This window comes from Ralstonia sp. Ralssp135 (assembly GCF_047304345.1).
In the GTDB taxonomy this organism is placed as follows: Bacteria; Pseudomonadota; Gammaproteobacteria; order Burkholderiales; family Burkholderiaceae; genus Ralstonia; species Ralstonia chuxiongensis.
In genome coordinates this window covers 24,133-43,615 of the sequence record NZ_JBGLYZ010000011.1, presented here as the reverse complement: position 1 = coordinate 43,615, position 19,483 = coordinate 24,133, and the positions used below count along the sequence as shown (strand labels likewise).

At 57.8% G+C, this 19,483-nt stretch carries 17 protein-coding genes; 3 read left to right on the top strand and 14 right to left on the bottom strand.

The genetic code is table 11. The features are described from left to right. The first annotated feature begins 100 nt into the window (after positions 1 to 100). Positions 101 to 1,537 (top strand): TolC family outer membrane protein, encoded by a 1,437-nt coding sequence (locus tag ACCD03_RS10380; RefSeq protein ID WP_045204620.1) that lies wholly within the window; start codon positions 101 to 103, stop codon positions 1,535 to 1,537. Here ACCD03_RS10380 and ACCD03_RS10375 read toward each other — a convergent pair whose 3' ends face one another. The 4 genes from ACCD03_RS10375 to ACCD03_RS10360 form a co-directional block, all read right to left on the bottom strand. Next, positions 1,538 to 2,218: an META domain-containing protein gene (locus tag ACCD03_RS10375; protein WP_325652577.1), complete on the bottom strand. Its 681-nt coding sequence runs from the start codon at positions 2,216 to 2,218 to the stop codon at positions 1,538 to 1,540. A gap of 101 nt (positions 2,219 to 2,319) precedes the next feature. After that, entirely contained in the window at positions 2,320 to 3,636 is a 1,317-nt protein-coding gene (gene waaA / locus ACCD03_RS10370) for a lipid IV(A) 3-deoxy-D-manno-octulosonic acid transferase (protein ID WP_325652575.1), read from the bottom strand. Then, positions 3,636 to 4,634 (bottom strand): lipopolysaccharide heptosyltransferase I, encoded by a 999-nt coding sequence (waaC, locus tag ACCD03_RS10365; protein WP_325652573.1) that lies wholly within the window; start codon positions 4,632 to 4,634, stop codon positions 3,636 to 3,638. The genes waaA and waaC overlap by 1 nt, the downstream gene beginning before the upstream one ends. 43 nt (positions 4,635 to 4,677) lie before the next feature. Further along, positions 4,678 to 6,066, bottom strand: a complete 1,389-nt coding sequence (locus tag ACCD03_RS10360; protein ID WP_325652571.1) for a phosphomannomutase/phosphoglucomutase — start codon at positions 6,064 to 6,066, stop codon at positions 4,678 to 4,680. A gap of 367 nt (positions 6,067 to 6,433) precedes the next feature. Here ACCD03_RS10360 and ACCD03_RS10355 point away from each other — a divergent pair, with 367 nt between their 5' ends. Together ACCD03_RS10355 and ACCD03_RS10350 are read left to right on the top strand one after the other, a co-directional pair. Next, positions 6,434 to 7,156 carry a hypothetical protein gene (locus ACCD03_RS10355; RefSeq protein ID WP_413411480.1) on the top strand — a complete coding sequence of 241 codons (723 nt, stop codon included), beginning with the start codon at positions 6,434 to 6,436 and terminating at the stop codon, positions 7,154 to 7,156. Between the two features lie 315 nt (positions 7,157 to 7,471). Further along, positions 7,472 to 8,029 (top strand): GNAT family N-acetyltransferase, encoded by a 558-nt coding sequence (locus tag ACCD03_RS10350; protein ID WP_325652567.1) that lies wholly within the window; start codon positions 7,472 to 7,474, stop codon positions 8,027 to 8,029. Between the two features lie 240 nt (positions 8,030 to 8,269). Here ACCD03_RS10350 and ACCD03_RS10345 read toward each other — a convergent pair whose 3' ends face one another. The 10 genes from ACCD03_RS10345 to ACCD03_RS10300 all read right to left on the bottom strand — a co-directional run bounded on the left by ACCD03_RS10345 (position 8,270) and on the right by ACCD03_RS10300 (position 19,440). Beyond that, positions 8,270 to 8,836: a WbuC family cupin fold metalloprotein gene (locus tag ACCD03_RS10345; protein WP_325652565.1), complete on the bottom strand. Its 567-nt coding sequence runs from the start codon at positions 8,834 to 8,836 to the stop codon at positions 8,270 to 8,272. A gap of 148 nt (positions 8,837 to 8,984) precedes the next feature. After that, positions 8,985 to 9,743, bottom strand: coding sequence for a glycosyltransferase family 2 protein (locus ACCD03_RS10340; RefSeq protein WP_413411478.1), 759 nt, complete (start codon positions 9,741 to 9,743; stop codon positions 8,985 to 8,987). A 203-nt stretch (positions 9,744 to 9,946) separates the two neighbouring features. Then, a complete protein-coding gene (locus tag ACCD03_RS10335) occupies positions 9,947 to 11,077 on the bottom strand; it encodes a glycosyltransferase (RefSeq protein ID WP_325652561.1) in 1,131 nt (376 codons plus the stop codon). Beyond that, the gene (locus ACCD03_RS10330) at positions 11,074 to 12,219 is read right to left on the bottom strand and encodes a hypothetical protein (RefSeq protein ID WP_413411477.1); all 1,146 of its coding nucleotides are present in this window, start codon (positions 12,217 to 12,219) and stop codon (positions 11,074 to 11,076) included. Before ACCD03_RS10330 ends, ACCD03_RS10335 begins: the two co-directional genes overlap by 4 nt. Positions 12,220 to 12,317: 98 nt before the next feature. After that, positions 12,318 to 13,475, bottom strand: a complete 1,158-nt coding sequence (locus ACCD03_RS10325; RefSeq protein WP_325652557.1) for a glycosyltransferase — start codon at positions 13,473 to 13,475, stop codon at positions 12,318 to 12,320. A gap of 8 nt (positions 13,476 to 13,483) precedes the next feature. Continuing rightward, positions 13,484 to 14,524: a polysaccharide biosynthesis protein gene (locus tag ACCD03_RS10320; RefSeq protein ID WP_325652555.1), complete on the bottom strand. Its 1,041-nt coding sequence runs from the start codon at positions 14,522 to 14,524 to the stop codon at positions 13,484 to 13,486. A 28-nt stretch (positions 14,525 to 14,552) separates the two neighbouring features. Further along, positions 14,553 to 15,974, bottom strand: coding sequence for a lipopolysaccharide biosynthesis protein (locus ACCD03_RS10315; protein ID WP_325652553.1), 1,422 nt, complete (start codon positions 15,972 to 15,974; stop codon positions 14,553 to 14,555). After that, positions 15,959 to 17,086 (bottom strand): DegT/DnrJ/EryC1/StrS family aminotransferase, encoded by a 1,128-nt coding sequence (locus ACCD03_RS10310; RefSeq protein WP_325652551.1) that lies wholly within the window; start codon positions 17,084 to 17,086, stop codon positions 15,959 to 15,961. Before ACCD03_RS10310 ends, ACCD03_RS10315 begins: the two co-directional genes overlap by 16 nt. Positions 17,087 to 17,088: 2 nt before the next feature. Beyond that, complete coding sequence (locus ACCD03_RS10305) at positions 17,089 to 18,267, bottom strand: DegT/DnrJ/EryC1/StrS family aminotransferase (RefSeq protein ID WP_325652549.1); 1,179 nt, start codon at positions 18,265 to 18,267, stop codon at positions 17,089 to 17,091. A gap of 78 nt (positions 18,268 to 18,345) precedes the next feature. Then, positions 18,346 to 19,440: a glycosyltransferase gene (locus ACCD03_RS10300; protein ID WP_325652547.1), complete on the bottom strand. Its 1,095-nt coding sequence runs from the start codon at positions 19,438 to 19,440 to the stop codon at positions 18,346 to 18,348. Positions 19,441 to 19,483: the final 43 nt, after the last annotated feature.

The following is a 19,483-nucleotide window of genomic DNA, read 5'->3' as shown; positions in this document are numbered from 1 at the left end:
CCGACGGACCCTGAACAGGCCCTGACGCGCCCGCGCTGCCTTCCGAACGTTTTCCTCGCTCGGGGGCTTTATGACTGTTGCTCGCAGTAGCCGTACGCGGATGGCCGCGCGCGGTTCGCTTGTTGTGCTGTGCTGTTCGATGATGCCGATGTTCGCGTGGGCGCAGTCCCAACCGAACACGCCGGCTGCGACAGATCTCCTTTCTGCCTACCGCGCCGCGCTAGCCAACGATCCGCAATTCGCATCGGCCCGTGCGCAGTCGCTCGCGCAACGCGAAAAGCTCACGCAAGGCCGCGCCGGTTTGCTGCCGCAGATTGGCGGCGCCTGGAGTTCCACGCGCATCATCTTCGATCAAACCGCTCCGGCCGAATTCAACAAGACGTTCTCGTCGACAGGCTGGACGCTGTCGCTGTCGCAGCCGCTTTTCCGCTGGGACCGCTGGGAAACCTACAAGCAAGGCGAAATTGCCGCGCAGGCCGCCGAGGCCTCGCTGGCGCAAGCGCAGCTCGATCTCATTACGCGTACGGCGCAGGCCTACTTTGACGTGCTCAACGCGCAGGACACGTTGCAGCTCGCCACCGCGCAGCGCGATGCGATCCAGCAGCAGTACGAACAAGCGCGACGCAACTTCGATGTCGGCAACGCCAACATCACCGACGCAAACGACGCACAGGCCCGCCGCGATGCCATCGACGCCAGCGTCATCGCCGCACGCAGCGACTTTGAGATCAAGCAATCGGCGCTCAAGCAGATCATCGGGGAGCCCGTTGGCACGCTGGCCGGCGTGCGTCCGGGCGTCACGATCCCCCAGCCTGAACCGGCTTCAGCAGAGCCTTGGGTGGACCAAGCGCGCAGCAGCAACCTGCAAGTCGCGCTGGCGCAGTACAACCTGCAAAGCGCAGAGCGCGATGTGAAGAAGGCGACCGCAGGCCATCTGCCCTCGGTCGATCTGGTGGCGCAGACCGGCCACACCAATGCCAGCGGTAACCAATACCTGCCCTCGCTGCCAGGCGGTGCGCGCTTTGACAGTTCACAGATTGGCGTGCAGGTGTCGATTCCGATCTTTGCGGGCGGTGCGATCCAGTCACGCGTGCGTGAAAACATTGCGTTGGAAACCAAGGCCGCAAACGACCTCGAATTTGCCCGCCGCTCTGCCGAGCAGGGCGCACGGCAAGCGTACATCGGCGTAATCGCAGGGCTGGCGCAGGTCAAAGCGTTGGAAGCGGCCGAGTTGTCGGCGCGCACAGCGTACGACTCCAACCAGCTCGCCTACGGGGTGGGCGTGCGCATCGGCACCGACGTGCTGAATTCGCAGGCGCAGCTCTTTCAGGCGCGGCGCGATCTGGCACGCGCGCGTTACGACACCATCGTCAACGGGCTACGGCTGAAATCTGCCGCCGGCTCGTTGAGTGAGGCAGACGTGATCCAGGTGAACACGCTGCTCACGGCCAACGGTTCGAGCGATATCACCGCATTGCCACCGGCAAGCGCCAAACCCGAGCTGGCGAAACGTGCCGGCAAATCGGCCAAACGCTGATTAGTGTGTCTGGCCGCGCGGCGGCAGCGGCCGCTCGGCAAACTGCAGCAACGCGCCGCTCGTGGTCTTCCAGATGACTTGGCGGCCCTGCTTGCCGTTGGCCGAGGGCTGCATACCGACGGTCGCCAGGGGCGATTTGAGCGCCTCCAGGAACGCGGTCTCCAGTTCCATACGCGCCGGGTCGCACGCCATGCGCGTCGACACCAGGTTGCCGAAGCGCATGCCCGAAGCGAGCTTCTCGTACGGCCCCGAGAACCGATTGCAGCCCGAGTAGCCGGACACCACACCGTTGGCCGCCTCCAGGCCACCACTGAATTCGATTGAGATCGGTTGCGCCGCCGGGTCGGCGTCGTCGCCCTCGGCGGAAGGCAATTCCTTGGGCGCGGCGCCCGACTCTTGCCAACGCACGAGCACGAAACGCGAGCGGCCTTCGCCCTGCGCTTGCGCGAGCGTCGCCTGGCCCGGATTGGGCGCTGCGCTAGCGGGTGTTTGTTTGGTTTGAGCGGCCGGCGCTGACGCGGCTACGGGAGCCGCCGCAGCGGGCGCGGATGAAGGCGTTGGCGTCATGCAGCCGGCACCGATGATGGTGGCGGCGGTTACTGCGGCCAACGCCATGGCGGTCAGCACCACGCGGCGCGGCGTTTGCAGCAGGCTCGGCTTGGGACGATTCGGTTGAGACATGAGCGGGTCGTAAACGATGATGGAATGCAAACCACATGAAGAGCCGTTAGTCTGCGCGGCTCGCCATGAGTTCGCACTTTTCGTGCCGAACGTGCCTTACGTTACAGCGTCGGCAACACCAAAGACGCCACCGCCTCCACCGTCCGGGCCGTCGCACCGCCGTGCGTGGCGGCGAAGGCCAGCGCGGCGCGTGACGCGGCTTCGCGCGCATCAGCATCCGACAGCCAAGCGTCGATCACATGTATCACCGCAGCAGCGTCTTCCACCTGCTTGCAGGCACCCGCGGCCACTGCATCGCGTGTCGCCTGGGCAAAGTTGAATGTGTGCGGACCGATGACCACGGGCGTGCCGACTGCGCAGGCCTCGATCAAATTCTGCCCGCCAAGCGGAAGCAAGCTGCCCCCGATAAACGCCACTTCCCCGGCCGCGTAATACAACGCCATCTCGCCCATTGAGTCCCCGAGCAGGACGTCTGCATCTGCAAGTGCATTGGCGTCCGCAACGCCAGCCGCAGACACCGACAGTGCGCTGCGACGCACGACGCGCAAACCTGCACGTTCGGCCGCCTGGGCGACTTCATCAAAACGCTGGGGATGACGCGGCACGAGAATCAGCAAGGCATGCCGGCGCCCCACATGCTGCGCGCGGTGCGCTTGCCAAGCGTCTACCAGCAACGCCTCTTCGCCCTCACGCGTGCTGGCCGCCACCCATGCCGATCGGCCACGTAGCGCATCCTGCAGCACGCGGCCGGCCATGATCTGGTCCACATGCGGCGTGATGTCGAACTTCAGATTGCCGGTGACGCGCACGCGCGGCACGCCGAGCGAGCGGTAGCGATCAGCATCGTCAGGCGTCTGCGCCAGCACTGCGGCCAGTTGCGCGTACGTCTGGCGCGCTGCATCGCCAAGGCGTGCGGTACGCCGGTGGCTGCGGGCAGACAGGCGTCCGTTGACGAGCACCATCGGCACGCCAGCCGAATAGGCGCGCTCAATCAGCACCGGCCAAATCTCGGTCTCCATCAGCAAACCAAGGCGCGGCTGGAAATGACGCAGAAACCGATCGACAGCACTCGGCAAGTCGTACGGCAGGTAGGCCTGGATGACACGGCCGTTACGTTGCGCCGCAAATTCGGCACCAGTGCGGCGGCCCGTGGGCGTCATATGAGTCAGCAGGACCGCGTGGTGCGGAAAGCGCGCGAGCAGCGCGTCGATGAGCGGCTGCGCGGCGCGCGTCTCACCAACGGATACGGCATGCACCCACAGCAACGGACGATCCGGATTCGGGCGTGGCGGATAGAAGCCAAGCCGCTCGCCCACGTGCTGGCGATAACCGGGCTCCTTGCGGCCCCGCCACCACAGGCGCAGCAGCGCGAACGGCAGCGCGATGCGCCACAACCAGCGATACAGAATACGCAGCATCAGAGCACACCCAGCGCACGCAGCGCATCAAGCGCTTGCGCGCTGGTGGGATGGGCCTCGGCGCTGCCGAGGTCGTGCACATTGGGCGTCCAATAACCGCCCGTGCGCCAGGACGTGGTGAAGTTGTAGAGCGCTACGGTCGGCTTGCACAGCGCGGCGGCAATGTGCACAAGACCGGTGTCCACACCCACCACCGCAGTCGCCTGATCGAGAAACGCCGTCACATCCGGCAGCGACATGCGCGGCGGAATCACCACGCGCCCCACCATGCCCGGCGCCGCAGCGACGATGGCTTCGCGGATGGATTCACTCGTGCGCCGCTCGGACTCGCTACCCCACGGCAGCGCGATGGCGTAGTCACGCGCAAGCAACTCACGTGCGACATCAACCCACGCCGTCTGCGGCCACCCCTTGTCGGCACGCGAAGTCGCATGCACCAGCGCCACGTACGGACGTGGCAGCTTGAACGGCAAGTCGGCCGGCGGCTGCAAACCGAAATCGATGGTATCGGGCAGCGCGTAACCGAGTGCCTCCGCCACCATGCGGCGCGAGCGCTCAACCACGTGCACGCGCGGCTCCATCTCAACCTTGCGTTGATAGAAGAGCTTGGCGAGCGGTTCGTAACCGGCACCGTCCGTGCGATTGCCAAGTCCGGCAACAAACCCGTTCGGCGCCAATTTGGCCTGCGCGGCAATCAGCGCGGTCTTGATGAGCCCCTGCGTGTCGAGCACCGCGTCATACGACTTGGCACGCAACGCGCGACGGAACGCCGCCATCTCGGTCCACGTTTTCCCGGAACCAGGCGACTTGCGCCAACGCCGCAGCGCAAACGGAATCACACCCTGCACGCCCCGCACGATGCGGACGATCCCTGCGAAGCCTTCTTCAATTACCCAGTCGATCTCGGCATCCGGATAGGCCCTCAGAATATCGGCCACGACCGGCGTGCAATGCACCACATCGCCAAGCGACGATACCTTGACGATCAGCACACGCATGCCGTCACCCTTTCCCCCAACTTCATGAGTGTGAACCGTGCGATCAGAACGGCAGTTGCGCGTCCGGCTTCTCGGCCAGGATCACGCGGCGGAATTCGCCCTGGATGCGCGCCATCGCGGCATCGTTGTCGGCCTCGAAACGCATCACCACCACCGGCGTGGTGTTGGACGGGCGCGCCAAGCCAAAGCCATCTTCGTATTCCACGCGCACGCCATCGATGCGATTGACTTCCTTCGCGCCTGCAAACGTGGCGTTGGCCTTTATCTTGTCGAGCAGCTCAAAAGACTCACCCTCTGCACACTTCAGTTGCAGCTCAGGCGTGCAGTGCGAATTCGGCAGCGCGTTGAGCGTGGCGCTCGGATCCGCCAAGCGCGAGACGATCTCCAGCAGGCGCGCGCCCGTGTAAAGCCCATCGTCAAAGCCGTACCAGCGGTCCTTGAAGAAGATGTGGCCGCTCATCTCGCCGGCCAGCGGTGCGCCCGTTTCCTTCAGCTTGGCCTTGACCAGCGAATGGCCGGTCTTCCACATCGTCGCCTTGCCGCCGTGCTCACGAATAAACGGCGCCAGCTTGCCCGTGCACTTCACATCGAAGATGATCTCACCGCCTGGATTGCGCGACAGCACTTCCTGCGCGAACAGCATCAACTGGCGGTCGGGGAAGATCACCTGACCGTCCTTGGTGACCACGCCCAGGCGGTCGCCATCGCCATCGAACGCGAGGCCGAGTTCGCAGTCGGTCGTTTGCAGCGTGCGCACGAGGTCCTGCAGGTTCTCGACGTGGGCCGGGTCCGGATGGTGGTTCGGGAAATGGCCATCCACCTCGCAGAACAGCTCCGTCACCTCGCAACCCATCGCGCGGAACAGCTCTGGCGCAAAAGCACCTGCCACGCCGTTACCACAGTCCACCGCAATCTTCATCGGGCGGCTCAGCTTGACGTCCGAGACGATTCGGTCGATGTACTGTTGGCGGATATCCACTTGAACGTAGTCGCCTGCGCCCTCAGTGAAATCACTCTGCTCGATGCGCGTGCGCAGCGCTTGGATTTGGTCGCCATAGATGGCCTGGCCTGCTAGCACCATCTTGAAGCCGTTGTAGTCCGGCGGGTTGTGGCTGCCCGTGACCATCACGCCCGACGTGGCGCGACGGCCAGCCAGCTCAATGTTCGTGCCGAAGTAGACCATCGGCGTGGCGACAAGACCCAGATCGATCACATCGACGCCGCTCGCGCGCAGGCCGTCAGCCAGCGCTGCCAGCAGCTCAGGGCCGGACAGGCGACCGTCGCGGCCGATGACGACGGCGGATTCGCCCTTGGCGCGCGCTGCGGAGCCGAAGGCACGGCCGATCAGGCGTGCGATGTCAGCATCGACGGTTTTTCCGACGATGCCGCGGATGTCGTAGGCTTTGAAGATGGTGGTGGCGAGGGTGGGCATGAAGAATGGTGGCATGCGCTAAGCGGAAGATGAGTGACATTGTAAATGCTTGACATCTCTACCCCAGCACATGGCCTCGCATTTTTGTGTCCGGTGCGATTGTGGAGAGCAGTCATGCAAGTATGCAAGCTTTGGGACGGGGCTCGTAATGTCGAGGAGAGCGCTCTGAAAGGCAGGCTACAATCACGAGTCGAAGTCACTCGAAGTACCACTTATGCCCACTGCGAACGCGGACACGTCACTTTCCATGTCGGATCTAATACGCCTTCTTATCAACTCGTTCAAAACGCTTCTCATCGTAGGCATGGTCGGCGCGGGTGCTGGGCTCTTGGCGACTTGGATCATTCATCCGCGCTGGACCGCCACGATGGCAATCCAGATCGGACAAGTGGCCATTCCTGCGCCGGGAGACGGTACCTCTGCGCCTCAACCTATCGAAAATCAGTTGACCGCAACCGAACGCTACAACTTGCCAAGCTCCCGCCTTCAGGTGCTCGGCGAACTCGGACTCCCTGCTCCAGATTCCGGCAACAGGGACGCCAACCTTATCTTTAATTCATTGAAAGCCACGGCCGGCCGTAGCCAGAGCGTGATCAATGTCCAGGTTTCGGCCTATTCACGGGAGGGGGCTTCAGCGGCATTAGATGCTGCACTGAAAACCTTCTTAGCAACCCATCGCAAGTTGTTCGAGCAAGCAATCAATGTGATGCAAAGCAATCTGGCGAACGTGCAGGCAAAGCTCGCCGCCGCGCAGCACGACTACGACCGGATAGACCGGGTGTTGAAAGCAGCTACCTCATCCGAGAACGGTGGAGGCGGTAGTGCGCGCGACGTTCTCGCTTCCAATACCGCTGCGCTGCTCAACGCGCAGATTCTTACGCTGCGACAGCAAGTGACCGCCTATCAAGATGCCCTAGGTCCCTTGCGAAGCTATCCAACAGCAGCGATGGGGCCAGCGTATGTTCCTGCTGAGTCAAGCACCCCAGGTGTTGCGATTTTTGTTGTCGCTGGCGCTGTTTTGGGCTTGATCATTGGGGCAGGACTGATCCTGTTAAAAGAGAACGCCCCAAACCCCACAGTCCTAAATTAGACACCGCAGCTGCCGCTAAAAACGGCCATCATGAGCCGGAACGCTGTTCATTTACCGGAACTTGAAAATACTCATCGACCAAAGTATTAGCCGATATGGCGGGCTCGGTATTGCCGAGAAATAGCTTTGAATCGACTTCCTGAAATGGAAGATGGATGTGTTCGAGATACCCAAGACCATACTCCAGGCAGAAGCACGGTTGGTTAGGGTACATAATGGAACAAGGAATGGGGATGAAGGGGCACGTGAACGAACCGTGGCAATACTCCGTACAGGAAGGGGTACCCTTAGCTGCCAGGGCAGCTGACCTGGGAAGTGTTCTTCAAATCCAGAGGGAGAGGAAGCACCGACCTGACTACGCACTATCCCTGGATCGACGAGAAAGCTGGCGTAACGTCAATCCTGATCAAGCCTGGTCGTGGACCAGAGCACGCACCAGCAGTCGCCACACTGTTGATCAAGGAAGAGACTCTGGCCGACAACAAAAAACTCGGCTTGGTGGGGTTTGTTTGTGTTAACGAAGCATTACGGGGCAACGGGGTGGGCCATGATCTCGTCTCCACCGCAATCGAAGTGGGCAAGGACAAGTCTTTCGACATGCTGGTACTCTGGACAAACAAGCCCGACGTATACGTAAAGCACGGGTTTGCAGTAGACAGCGAGGACTGGTACGGCAACGTCTGGAAACGTGCGGAACATCGTACGGGGCATCCGTTTTGCCATGATCTGTCCGGGCTCAGAATCGATGACATCTCCCCTCTTGGCATTCCCGCTTTTGCTAAGCGCGTTCTTTTGTTCAGCAATGACACTGCTTCAATTACCGTGCTGCAAACAAATCAGGGCTACACACTGGCAGCGTGGAGTGGCAATTAGGACGCTGTATTTCAGATTATCGAGCAAATTCTGCCTGACAACTGGAATCTGAATGCACCCGCGAACTCGGACATTTACACCAATCTGGAAAGCCACGGGGTCGGCTTTGAGTTCGCCGTGGGCTCCCAGAGAATGATCAACAGGCTGGCGAGCAAGGATAAGCTTTGCCTGCCGTATATCCCATTGCTCAAACGCATCTAAGGGATGCTACGCTTGGCACTCACGCCTTGAGTTGACACTTTATGCACCCCTGCCAGACAGTCGGGCGAAGACTTGATCTTTCAGCCATTGTAGGTATGCGGCGACGCCGCCATCTCCCTCTTCTGGAGCCCAAGGCGCATACTCCTTCGCGATGGTCGGCTCAAACGGCCCTTCCTTCACTTCGAAGAGAATAGCGGTATCGGAGAGTGCCACGACCGTGTGCCAAGTTTCCGGGCTGAGTTCAATCCCAACGGTTACGCGAGCATCGCCTGCCCAATGAGCCTCCGTCGCAAATCGGACGACGTCTGCGATCCTCCCATCGTCCGCGAATGTAATTGCAGCGAACTCTCCTCGCACTGCGACCAAGCTCTCATTGCGAGGATCCAGCGTATGTCGATGCGGCCGGATGTAGCTGTCGGCACAGATTGCGTTGAACAACCGCTGAATTTTTTCCGAGTAGCTGGCGTGAACGTTCCGATGTTGCCGTCGCCTTGCCGATGCCTTGGCATTGACGCCAAGCTCATCCAATTCATCAACTGAGAATACACCCTTCATTTTATGATGCCCGCGAAGAATCAACGTTAAGCACCCCGACTTGCCGAGCATCGTGAAATAAGAAAGTCAGCGTTGTCAGCTATCGAGCCTGATAGTTGCAAATATCCTGTATCGATCACGGCAAGCAGGCCCCATAGAACCGACATGTGAATACGGCGCGCCTTCCCAAATTTCCCGGGACTATTAAGGTGGTGCGCCGTTACCCTTGAGCGCGCTCACTTAGGAATCGGAAGCGCCAGTAGTCGGCAGCGGTAAATAATTTCAATAGACTGCCAATATGCCAGATCAGATAGCGTAATTTGCGGTGGCTCGTGCGCTGGGCATCATGAACCACGACGGCGTCCTGCACCCACGTCACATGCCGCGAAGCCAAATGCATTTTCAAACAAATGTCAATGTCTTCACAGTAGAGATGGTACTTTTCATCGAATCCTCCGACCACACGATAGCTATCGATATCGAACATAAGGCACATGCCGGCCAACCAATCGACCGTTTGCTCACCCACCATCGGAGAATAGTCAGGCTCGAAGCGGCGATGCCACCAGCGCGCAAGCAAACGGAGTGGCCCCGGCACTCTCCGAGCGCTGTCCTCTATATCGCCGTGCTCCGAGACTACACGCGGTCCTGCAACCCCTGGCAAGCGGGTTAGGCAAGCGACTAGTGGAGACAAGCTGTCGACGCCAAGCCGGACATCTGGGTTAAGGACACAAAAGAACTTCGTTCTACAATGCTTAAAAGCAGCGTTGTGATTCTCGGCGAACCCTTGTGGTGCCGAGTTTGCGATCCACTCCAATTCAAACCCAGGAGCAGATGCTGCGGCTGGCTGCTCCTCTGGCAAATTAAGCGTTACGATCACTTGCATCGGCACCACCGCTGCCGCCAGCCTGAGTTGATCGAGAAGAGGTGCCAGCAAATCAGCCTGGCCATGACTTACAACGGAAATGGTGATCGCCAACGTTTTCACTTCGCTATATATGCGGGAATAGAATTAAAAAAAGGAAAAACTCTGGAACCTTTGCTTCACTGCCCTCCAGCATGTCTACCTGCAAAGCAGGGAACGCTGATTCTGCATAGTTAGGCCGTTGCACGCGAGAGGACACGAGGAACGACGACCGCATTAAACGCTCCTCGAGTCGTCACCGATGCACGCGCAATGAGTTAGCCAACCATATCAACAAAAGCACTACCAGACTCCGCGGCCGTCTTTTCCAGTAGGATGTCAAAAAGCTGATTCCAATTCTCCGCAAATGGATCCGCCGGGCGCCCGGCAATACATTCGTCGAACTGGAGCCGCCCTTGCGAGAGTTGATACATTTGTTGTGCCAACGCATTACTGTCAGTGACATCGAAGAACGATGCGCCGTCGTACACCCCCACAGATTCGTGCGCGTAAGGTAGATCGGCCGCCAGAATCGCCAGTCCGTAGCGCTTTGCTTCGGTCAACGGCAGACCCCATGTCTCGGCCTTGGAGGCGAACACAAGACAATCCGACGATTCGTAGGCATTGGCCATCTCTGTAGCAGACAATCGCCCTGCGAATATGACACCGCGTAGCCCCCCGTATTTCCGGTGGAGCATTTGCGCATAGCGATTTTCGGTACCGTCAATCGTAAGAACCAGCTCACCTCGCCAGCCCTCCATTGTCTCCAGTATCCGCCATGCTTCCAACACCAGTTCAATATTCTTGAACGGACGTGGTAAAGCCGGATAAATATACCGCGTCGCCCGCTGCTTCTTGCAAACGCCAGCAAGCACATCGGGAGTTGGGTATGCCACGATGACAGCGCCATCACCGTAATATTCATTAAGCTTTTTGCGCAGCGAAACCTGTTGCGCAATCATATAGCGATTGCTTTTGACGTTTATCGCGCAAGCGTAGCGATAGAACAGCGAGAACAGCAGAAGCTTCGGCTCGTAGTACACATCCTTCATGCTCATACGATAAAACGCCGCCGCATTATGGAAGTATGTTGCCTGAGGTACCCCACCGATGCGTGGGGTCACATCGTGGATTGATAGCCAAAAATCGGGGGCGAGATCCTGAGCAATTTTTCGGCAATCAAAGAATTCGAATTTCAAGCGCGAAAACCAGCTTCGCTTAATCTCCTTAAACGCTAAAAACTTCGTCCGCTGAGATTTAAACAATGCCTCGTCGTGGACAATGGCGACGATATCCCAATTATCCGAAAGGCACTGTTCCGCTGCGGCAAGACACTCGCGAAAAACAGTAAGCGTCCCTCCTTCCGTCAAATTGACGCCTGAGATCACTAGCTTCTTTCTGATGCTCACGTGTTGACCCTCTTTAACCCTATCACTGCAGCCGAAATCGCGGCGAACAAGATAAAGAAGCCGGGGGTGAAATAACCGGCGCCGCGAACAAACATTTCGACGGACACACCGACGACCCCGGCCTGCAGAAACGTGCGCCAATGCGGCGTTTCGCCTTCAGAAGCCCGCATGTCGCACATGCATTTCGCTGCAAATAGGACATACAGTGCCAAAATAATGATGCCAATATAGCCCAGTTCACCAACGATTTTTGCTGCCGCCGTTCCGCCGTCCAACAGGTTCTGGTCCCCGAGACCTTGCGCCTGCAGCTTGGCGAGAACATCACCACCGATATACGTGACACCGAATTGTTGGAATCCGAGCCCCCAGCCACGCGAAATATCGATGGCTTGAAGCGCATACTCCCAACCACGCAGTAGGACGAGAACAGACAGATTGTCTGTACTCCGGTCAATCACTAGCCGATCGCGAAAATATTCGATCGCCGGTTCTGATTGCCCGAGTATCACGGCTACCATAGCGACAAAAACGCCCAGCATCAGCAACGCTTTTAATCTGAGGCGAATCAGCGGAAGCACGGCAAGAATCACCACTACCAGCATGGTCAGATTCTGAATCAATAAGCCCCACAAGAAGAAGCTCGCCAGAACTAGTTCGCAGCGCCGCACCCGTCGAGCGGTCGCATAGAGCAGAAGCGGCGCTGATGCCATAGCAAGGTGCGACGGCTCCGAAAAAACGCCGCAGGCCTTAAACGAGGCGTGTGTGACCACAATGACCCCAGACAAGCCCAACGCAGCGTTGACCGCCAGAAACCAAAGGCCCCACGTCACCAACCGATCTACTGAACGATCGTTGCAAGTAGACAAGCGCGCCGCGAAAATTCCGGATGCTCCCCAGATCAAGAGTAGCAATGCCAGACTCCCGAATAGACGTTGCGTATCCTGTTCATCTCCGTATGCTGATGCGATCAAGCTCTGTGCGGTTAGCACGAGTACGAAGCCCGTCGTCACGAGAATCCATCGCGCCAAACGTCGCCGAGACATCTGTGTACCGAAGTACAACTCAATCACGCCGTGAGAAATCAGAATCACAGCAGTCAGCGCAATCCCTAACGCCATCGAAGTTGCGCCGAATATCGTCATGACGGCACTCGGAAGCACTACCACTAGACACAATATCAGCAGCGTTAGTCGACTAGCATCGTGCAGACCCGACGGCACGGCGCCCGCTCCAGGCCTACTCATGGCTTCGGCGGCTGCCACATGGGCACGGCCTTACTGAGGGCGTCATACGCGGCGCCCACTGTCTCCAGTCCCCCAATCTCCGTAGGCGGCGTACCGAAGCGGAACCACACGCGGCGAAATTGCAGCAGCACCTCTGCATAGGCTCCGCGCAGTGCGCCGAGTCCGAACCTAAGATACCCGTTCTGTGAAATCCACAGCTTCGCGCTCTGCTTGATCGCATCACGACGGGCCGGATATTGGAAGTACAGCTTGGCGTACAGTCGAGGGTAATTGACAGGGCAACCGACGAGCTCCCTATCGCTCAATGCGCGCTGTAACGAGTACGTCCAAACGTTCTCCGGAGAGTAAAATTCCGGTACACGATCTTCCCAGATCAATCCAGGACCGAAACGCTTAATATGGTCGCGGGCGCGCAAATCATCTTGGTCTTGACGAGCGGCCCCTTCACCTGCCGTACTTTGCGCCGACGCTCCCGGGATGACAAACGGATAGTCGATACGCACAGCTTGACGCGCCTCCGCGCTCAACATGACCGCACTGTAGATGTCCGGACTCACGCCGCCAAACAGGTGCCCGTTCTTTTCGATGACTCGATCAACGACTCGACGGCTAATCAGCCCGTGATAGGCGCGGGGCATATTGCGCAACCCCCCTCCCGGCCGATTGGCAGCAGACACGATGGTGCTCATTGCATCCAAATTTTCCACTCGGCCAGAGCTTGGCGAAATAAAAAGCTTGCCTGCATAGCCATCCGCAAAGTACTTGGAACGCACGCCCGGCCAAAAGTAATTCGCAATAAATCGATCCGTGTAGGAGACGATCGCATCGATATCGTTGACCTTCGCCCACGCCGCAATTTCCTCCACGCACGGCCCCACGCAATCATCATCGCCGATAAACATCAGGTATTCGCCGCTGGCCATGGCAAGCGCACGCTCGAAGTTATCGACCACACTGATCTTGGTCGCGTCGTGAGCATAGGTCAGCCGCGAGTTCATTTGCAGAGGTGCCAGTGCTGCTTCGCTCAGAGGCTGATCGCTATTGTCACGAACGATCACCTCGGCTTGCGTAACTCGCAACAACGTCTCGATGACAGAAGCCAGATAGTGCTGCCGATTGCTGCTCGGAATGACAATCGAAAGAAGCGGGCGCATATAAGACCTCACTCCTTCATAAGTTCATCTAGACGACCGACTTGGCGCAAGTTCTCACACACTTCTGGCAGCGTCAGCAGCAACTTGATGATTTCGTCGACAGACAGCCGCTCCGTATTGTGCGACGTGTAGTCATCCACCACGTTGGCGCTCGGCGAACCTTCCGAAATGAAGAGCTCATAGTTCAGGTCGCGGTTGTCCGCCGGTACACGATAGTACCGGCCTGCATCCTCTGCCTTTGCCATCTCTTCACGTGAGACCAGCGTTTCGTACAGCTTCTCGCCGTGACGAGTACCAATCACTTCTGTCGGAACTGTCGTACCAAACATCTTGTTAAGCGCGACAGCGAGGTCACCAATGGTGCTAGCGGGTGCCTTCTGAACAAAGATGTCTCCCTGATTTCCGCGCTGGAATGCATGGAGAACCAGATCGACAGAGTCCTCCAACGACATCAGGAAGCGCGTCATGTTCGGATCCGTGACGCGCATCGGCTGGCCAGCGCGAATCTTCTCCATGAACAGAGGAATCACTGAACCACGCGACGCCATGACGTTGCCATAGCGCGTCGCACACAAAACGGGACCGCCCTCCCTCACCGTACGCGCCTTGGCAACCAGGACCTTTTCCGCCATTGCCTTGGAAATGCCCATAGCGTTGATCGGATACACCGCCTTGTCGGTGCTCAACAGCACTACACGCTGCACGCTATTGGCGATCGCAGCGTTCAGCACGTTCTCAGTCCCAAGTACGTTGGTACGCATGGCTTCCATTGGGAAGAATTCGCACGACGGTACTTGTTTCAATGCGGCGGCGTGGAAGACGAAATCGACACCTACCATCGCTTGCGCAATGGAGTCGTAGTTGCGCACGTCGCCGATGCAGAAGCGGACTTTCGGGCTGCGCAAAGCGATGCGCATATCTTCCTGCTTCTTTTCATCCCGACTGAAAATGACGATTTCCTTCACATCGCTTTTCAGGAAACGGTTCAAAACGGTGTTCCCGAACGATCCGGTCCCCCCCGTGATCATCAAGACTTTGTCTTTAAGCATGGTAGTAACGACTTTTCAAAAATAATTGTTAGACCGCGTGCATCAACGCGTACACGGCAATCACTGCCCCGCCTCCGACTAAAACCCAGAGCGCAGTCCACACCGCGTTGCGTTCGACATATCGTGTTCTGTCCCCTCGCGCAAGCACTAGGCATCTAGTCCATGAAACCAGCGTCGACACGGAGTGGTAGCACGCATACACCCAGCACACGCCAATCATGCTGCTGCGAGAGGCGGCGGCCAGCGCGAGACCCAAAGTAATGACCGTCATAACGGTCGAAGCAACGGCCTGGAATCGGAAGTCCTGATGGGCGACCAATAGCACGTAAGGCACATATCCCAATGCGCCGATTGCGATACCCGGCAACAGGATGCCGGCATATTCAATGACCTGAGGTGCTCCCGTGCCGTGGAGCAGCCAAAGTTGGACAAGCGGGCCTCGAAACAGCCACAGGATCCCTGTCGGCAAAATGGTGGCCAACACGACGATCGTTGCGTAGCGCTGAAGCACTTGTCCCGCACGTACGTCGTCCCGCTCATGGATAGCATTGACGAGCCGTGGCTGAAAGAACTGCATTACCGGCCCGGCAAGCGTCGAAATCGGTGTAAGGCACAACACCATCGCCAAGTAATATGGTCCCAATTCCGCCGGTGACATGAACGTCGAGACGATGGGCTTATCGAGTTGCATGACCGCCGCCCCTGCCAGGCCAAATAGCATCAAGGGCTTGCCGCGAAGAAACAGCCTCCGGCAGCCTTCGAGCGTGACGCGGCCGACCACACCGTCAATTGAGAGGACTTTGTTGCAATGCACCCAGCTCACCAGATACTGCGCAAGCGCCAGCACGCACTGCGAAATCAGAAATACGTCTAACGAGACCCCAATAATCTTCATTGCCGCTAGCGTTCCCACCCCTCGCACCAACACACCGGCCAATTGAATGATGCCGGTGTCCAGATAGCGGCGCTTCGCCAGGAGTGCTGACGTTGCGACGTTCTGTTGCGTAAGGGCCCATAGCAACACCGCGGTCAGAAGCATCTGCGGTAACGTAAGGGAGACGCGCATCAGCGAAGCTACGCTAATCAGCACCACGCCTAATGCCGCATAGGCGACGTTCAGTACTGTTTCCGCCGAGCGCCAGATATCAACCGACGCCTGTCGTGAGCTGTCGTCTGCGGCGATGTCGCGCCCGACGATGGTCGACATACCAAAGTCGAGAATCAGCAATAGCGCCTGCAAGGAAAAAATGACCGCCACGACGCCGAACTGCTCTGGCCCTAGCAATCGGTTGAACTGGGGCAGGATCAGAACGCCGACGATCACTGCACCAGCCTTGCTCGCATACAGCATGGCTATATCTATCAGGCTGCGCCCGAGATTCCCAGCGCCGTCAGCGCCAGCCTGCTTCCCTGCGACCATCGACCGCACGCGTTTCATCGAGGCGACCATACGGACTGAAGGCAGCAACCCAACGCAGCAATGCTTTGCGCATCGAGCCAGGGCCCACAAGGCAACACGATGACCTCGGATTGAAACCGATCTGTCCCTGGCAACGGCCGCGACGTTGCAACGAAGCCCGAGTAGACATCGTTGCGCTGATGGAGGACCGATGCCTGCACTCCTAGAGACTTCAGCATGGCGAGTTTCTCATCCCGCTCGTGGCTCAGCACTGCAAATCCCCACCAGCCTGATTGACTGTCACTCACGCACCGTACGGCCCGAACGCCAGATAGTGAATCGATAATCGATTTCAGGTACGCGGCATTTTCGCGGAGTCGCGCCTTGCGCAGATCCCAGCCTTCCAAATGGGCTAGACCAACGGCCGCGTTCAAATTGCTCATTGCGGACGACCAACCGATCTCGGGAACGTCTGCGGCGGGATCGATTTCACCGCGCACATCACGAAAGCCGGCCAGATCGATGCCGAAGCGCCGCAGTCGCCGCGCACGCCGCGCTGTGGCCTCATCAGGACAGAACAGCATGCCGCCATCAAGAGCGTTGACCTGACGGTTCGGATAGAAGGAATAGACCGCGAAATCCCCGAATGACCCCACTGGTCGTCCGTCAATTTCGGCACCAAGTGCAGCGTTGCAATCCTCGATAAGCACCAAACCTCGTGCCCGACAGAATTGGGTGATTTCCTGCATCGCGGCTGGGTAGCCCGCTACATGATAAACCGTGACAGCCTTTGTCCTTGCGGTGACAGCCCGCGCTAGATCATCACAGGATATCCCCGCCGTTTCCGGGTCGATGTCGACCCAGACTGGCGTTGCACCAACTCGCTTAATCGCCGAATTGGATGACAGACAGGAGTACGCCAGGGTCGCGACTTCGTCCCCATCTCCGACGCCAGCCAAATGCAGCGCGAGCACCAATGCGCTCGTCATGTTGTCAGTCGCCACCGCAAATTTGCGGACGACCATCTCTGCAAACGCCGCTTCGAACTGCGCGACAAGCGGCCCGCTAGCAATCTGGCCAGTCGATAGCACACCCAACGCCGCCGCATCCATCGCAGCCGTGGGACGAGCATCAAAGAGACGAAAGACTTCTGTTGACGACATGCTTAACCCTTAGCGAGGGCATCCACGATTCTTTCTCTATCTTCATCGCTCACCCACCAGCCACAAGGGATGTGCACCAGCTTGCGATAGAACTCATCGAGGCCCGGCATCGGACGGCGGTATGGTGCGAAGACGGAATGATAGTGATTAGGACGATGCAACTTCGACGCCATCACGCCGATGCTGGCGAGGCGACGCTCAACATCGTCGGAGTCTTCTGCAAGTAGCGTGTAGAGCCAGTAGGTTGGCTCAGCACCATCGGGAATAGCGGCGGGCGCGATGCCCGGCACCGATGCAAACCGTTCGTCGTAAAACCGGCCGTTGGATATATGCCGATTCAACAACGTGTCGATGCCCTGCAGCTGCAGTTGCCCCAGTAGGCCAGCGACATTGTGCATATTGTATTTGTACCCTGGGCGGACAATGTCCACCTCGGTACGAGGCACACCTTTGGTCAGGCCAAACCAACGAAGCCGCTTAGCATCCGGAATCTGAGCCTGGTTTTTGAGCGTCAGCGCGCCTCCATCGATCGTCGTCATATGCTTGATCGCCTGGAACGAAAAAATGGCGGAGTCGCCAAATGCGCCCACAGAACGCCCGTTGAAGCGGGCGCCGAGCGCATGCGCACAATCTTCAATCAAGACAACGCCATGGCGGTCGGCAACTTGGCGCAACTCTCCAAGTTCCACTGGGTAACCCGCGTAATGCACAGCGCAAATGGCCTTGGTACGTTCGGTGAGGAGCGATTCCACGGAAGCAGGATCGATGTTGCCGGTTCGCGGATTGACGTCGGCAAACACAGGAACGGCACCGGTTTGCAGAATCGTTGTGTTCGTCGGCTCAGCGGTCATCGACGTTGTAATGATTTCGGTGCCGACGCCAGCGCCTGCAAGCTCAAACGCGATGTGTAATGCACCTGTTCCGCTACTCGTTGCGAGGGTGCTAGGCAGCCCGAAAAGCTCGCTAAATGCCGCTTCGAAGCGATATACGTGCTCACCTTCCGCGATCATCCCACCGTACAGCACCGACTCCAGCGCTGGCATCAAAACATCCCGGGGCGGCATTGCTACTTTTACCAACGGAATCATGGGAGGTTGTTTATCCATAGTCGAAAACTTCAAATAATTTGCCAACGATTCGTCAGTTTCTATAAAAAAGCCAATCTCGTTCCCGAAATTCATTCAGCTCACAAAGACAACTCGTATCGCATACCGTGGCATCCGGCACCGGTCGATAATTCAAACAAGAGACAAACTTCCCTATTTCTTTATTATCATCCACCGCGGAGATCGGAACCGCACAATCTTCCAATACAATCTAACGTATAGAACTATAAATAGCCCAACAAATACCAACAAAACAACTCTATTATTCCAAAATAGCGTCGCAGGCAAAACTGCGAGGAGACTCAGAAACCAAAGATAAGGTGAAGTCATGGAATTTCTTCGCAAAATATGCCGTTCCTCCTTACTACCCACAGCCCACCTCATCAGACGCTGATAAATTAACGTGTGAAGATGCACACCATCTGGATAGCCGGCAGGCACTCCCTTCAATACACGCCGTCGATACATCGAAAATAACGTTTCAAATATCGGGTAAATCAACATTAAGACCGGATACCACGCCGATACATGAGGATTCCGCAGCACGAGCAGTATTCCGCACTCAGCAAGCATGAATCCAATGAAGTAAGCACCGCCATCACCTAGAAAAATGTGGCCCGCCGGAAAATTCCATATAAAAAACCCCAGAATCGCACCGATCATGGCAAACGACACAGTAACAATTAGTGGATCACCCACTTGAAAAGCCACGTACGCAAGCGACACAAACATCATCATTGCGACCATCGAAGCGAGCCCATTAAATCCATCGATGATGTTAATTGCATTGGCTACACCCGCAACCGCCAAGACAGTAATAAACCCCGAAATCAATGGGATGGCGAGTGCTATATCCAGAAAATGCACATCAATGCGCACAATTCGCGCATCAAGCAAGTACGCTGCGAGAATGGCCGAGATCATCGTTGCGAGCAACCTCTCTCTAGGGCTCACACGTTTGGTCAAATCCTCAACGAAACCGGCCATGAACGCAGGGGCTGCGCTACCAAGCAGCAACGCAAGCGGCACACCAACTACTTTGGATTCGCGAAACAACACTACAATACCGACGCATACTAGCGCCAGAACGATACCAAGACCACCAACCCGCGGAACAGGTCGGGCATGAAACTTCTGCACCCCTTTCAGATCCCAATCCGCGGTGATATGAGCATGCATGCTCGAATAACGTATCACCATCACCGTAGTGAGGAACGAGAGCGCAAAAGCAATTGAAAATGTCTGCATAGGAAAGGAGCGTTACACCATTGCCAAAACTGCATCACGGCAA

Coding starts and splice junctions, on each gene's coding strand:
- ACCD03_RS10380 (WP_045204620.1), top strand. CDS start 101: ATGGCCGCGCGCGGTTCGCTTGTTGTGCTGTGCTGTTCGATGATGCCG.
- ACCD03_RS10375 (WP_325652577.1), bottom strand. CDS start 2,218: ATGTCTCAACCGAATCGTCCCAAGCCGAGCCTGCTGCAAACGCCGCGC.
- waaA (WP_325652575.1), bottom strand. CDS start 3,636: ATGCTGCGTATTCTGTATCGCTGGTTGTGGCGCATCGCGCTGCCGTTC.
- waaC (WP_325652573.1), bottom strand. CDS start 4,634: ATGCGTGTGCTGATCGTCAAGGTATCGTCGCTTGGCGATGTGGTGCAT.
- ACCD03_RS10360 (WP_325652571.1), bottom strand. CDS start 6,066: ATGCCCACCCTCGCCACCACCATCTTCAAAGCCTACGACATCCGCGGC.
- ACCD03_RS10355 (WP_413411480.1), top strand. CDS start 6,434: ATGGCAATCCAGATCGGACAAGTGGCCATTCCTGCGCCGGGAGACGGT.
- ACCD03_RS10345 (WP_325652565.1), bottom strand. CDS start 8,836: ATGCTCGGCAAGTCGGGGTGCTTAACGTTGATTCTTCGCGGGCATCAT.
- ACCD03_RS10330 (WP_413411477.1), bottom strand. CDS start 12,219: ATGACGATATTCGGCGCAACTTCGATGGCGTTAGGGATTGCGCTGACT.
- ACCD03_RS10325 (WP_325652557.1), bottom strand. CDS start 13,475: ATGCGCCCGCTTCTTTCGATTGTCATTCCGAGCAGCAATCGGCAGCAC.
- ACCD03_RS10320 (WP_325652555.1), bottom strand. CDS start 14,524: ATGCTTAAAGACAAAGTCTTGATGATCACGGGGGGGACCGGATCGTTC.
- ACCD03_RS10315 (WP_325652553.1), bottom strand. CDS start 15,974: ATGGTCGCCTCGATGAAACGCGTGCGGTCGATGGTCGCAGGGAAGCAG.
- ACCD03_RS10310 (WP_325652551.1), bottom strand. CDS start 17,086: ATGTCGTCAACAGAAGTCTTTCGTCTCTTTGATGCTCGTCCCACGGCT.
- ACCD03_RS10305 (WP_325652549.1), bottom strand. CDS start 18,267: ATGAATTTCGGGAACGAGATTGGCTTTTTTATAGAAACTGACGAATCG.
- ACCD03_RS10300 (WP_325652547.1), bottom strand. CDS start 19,440: ATGCAGACATTTTCAATTGCTTTTGCGCTCTCGTTCCTCACTACGGTG.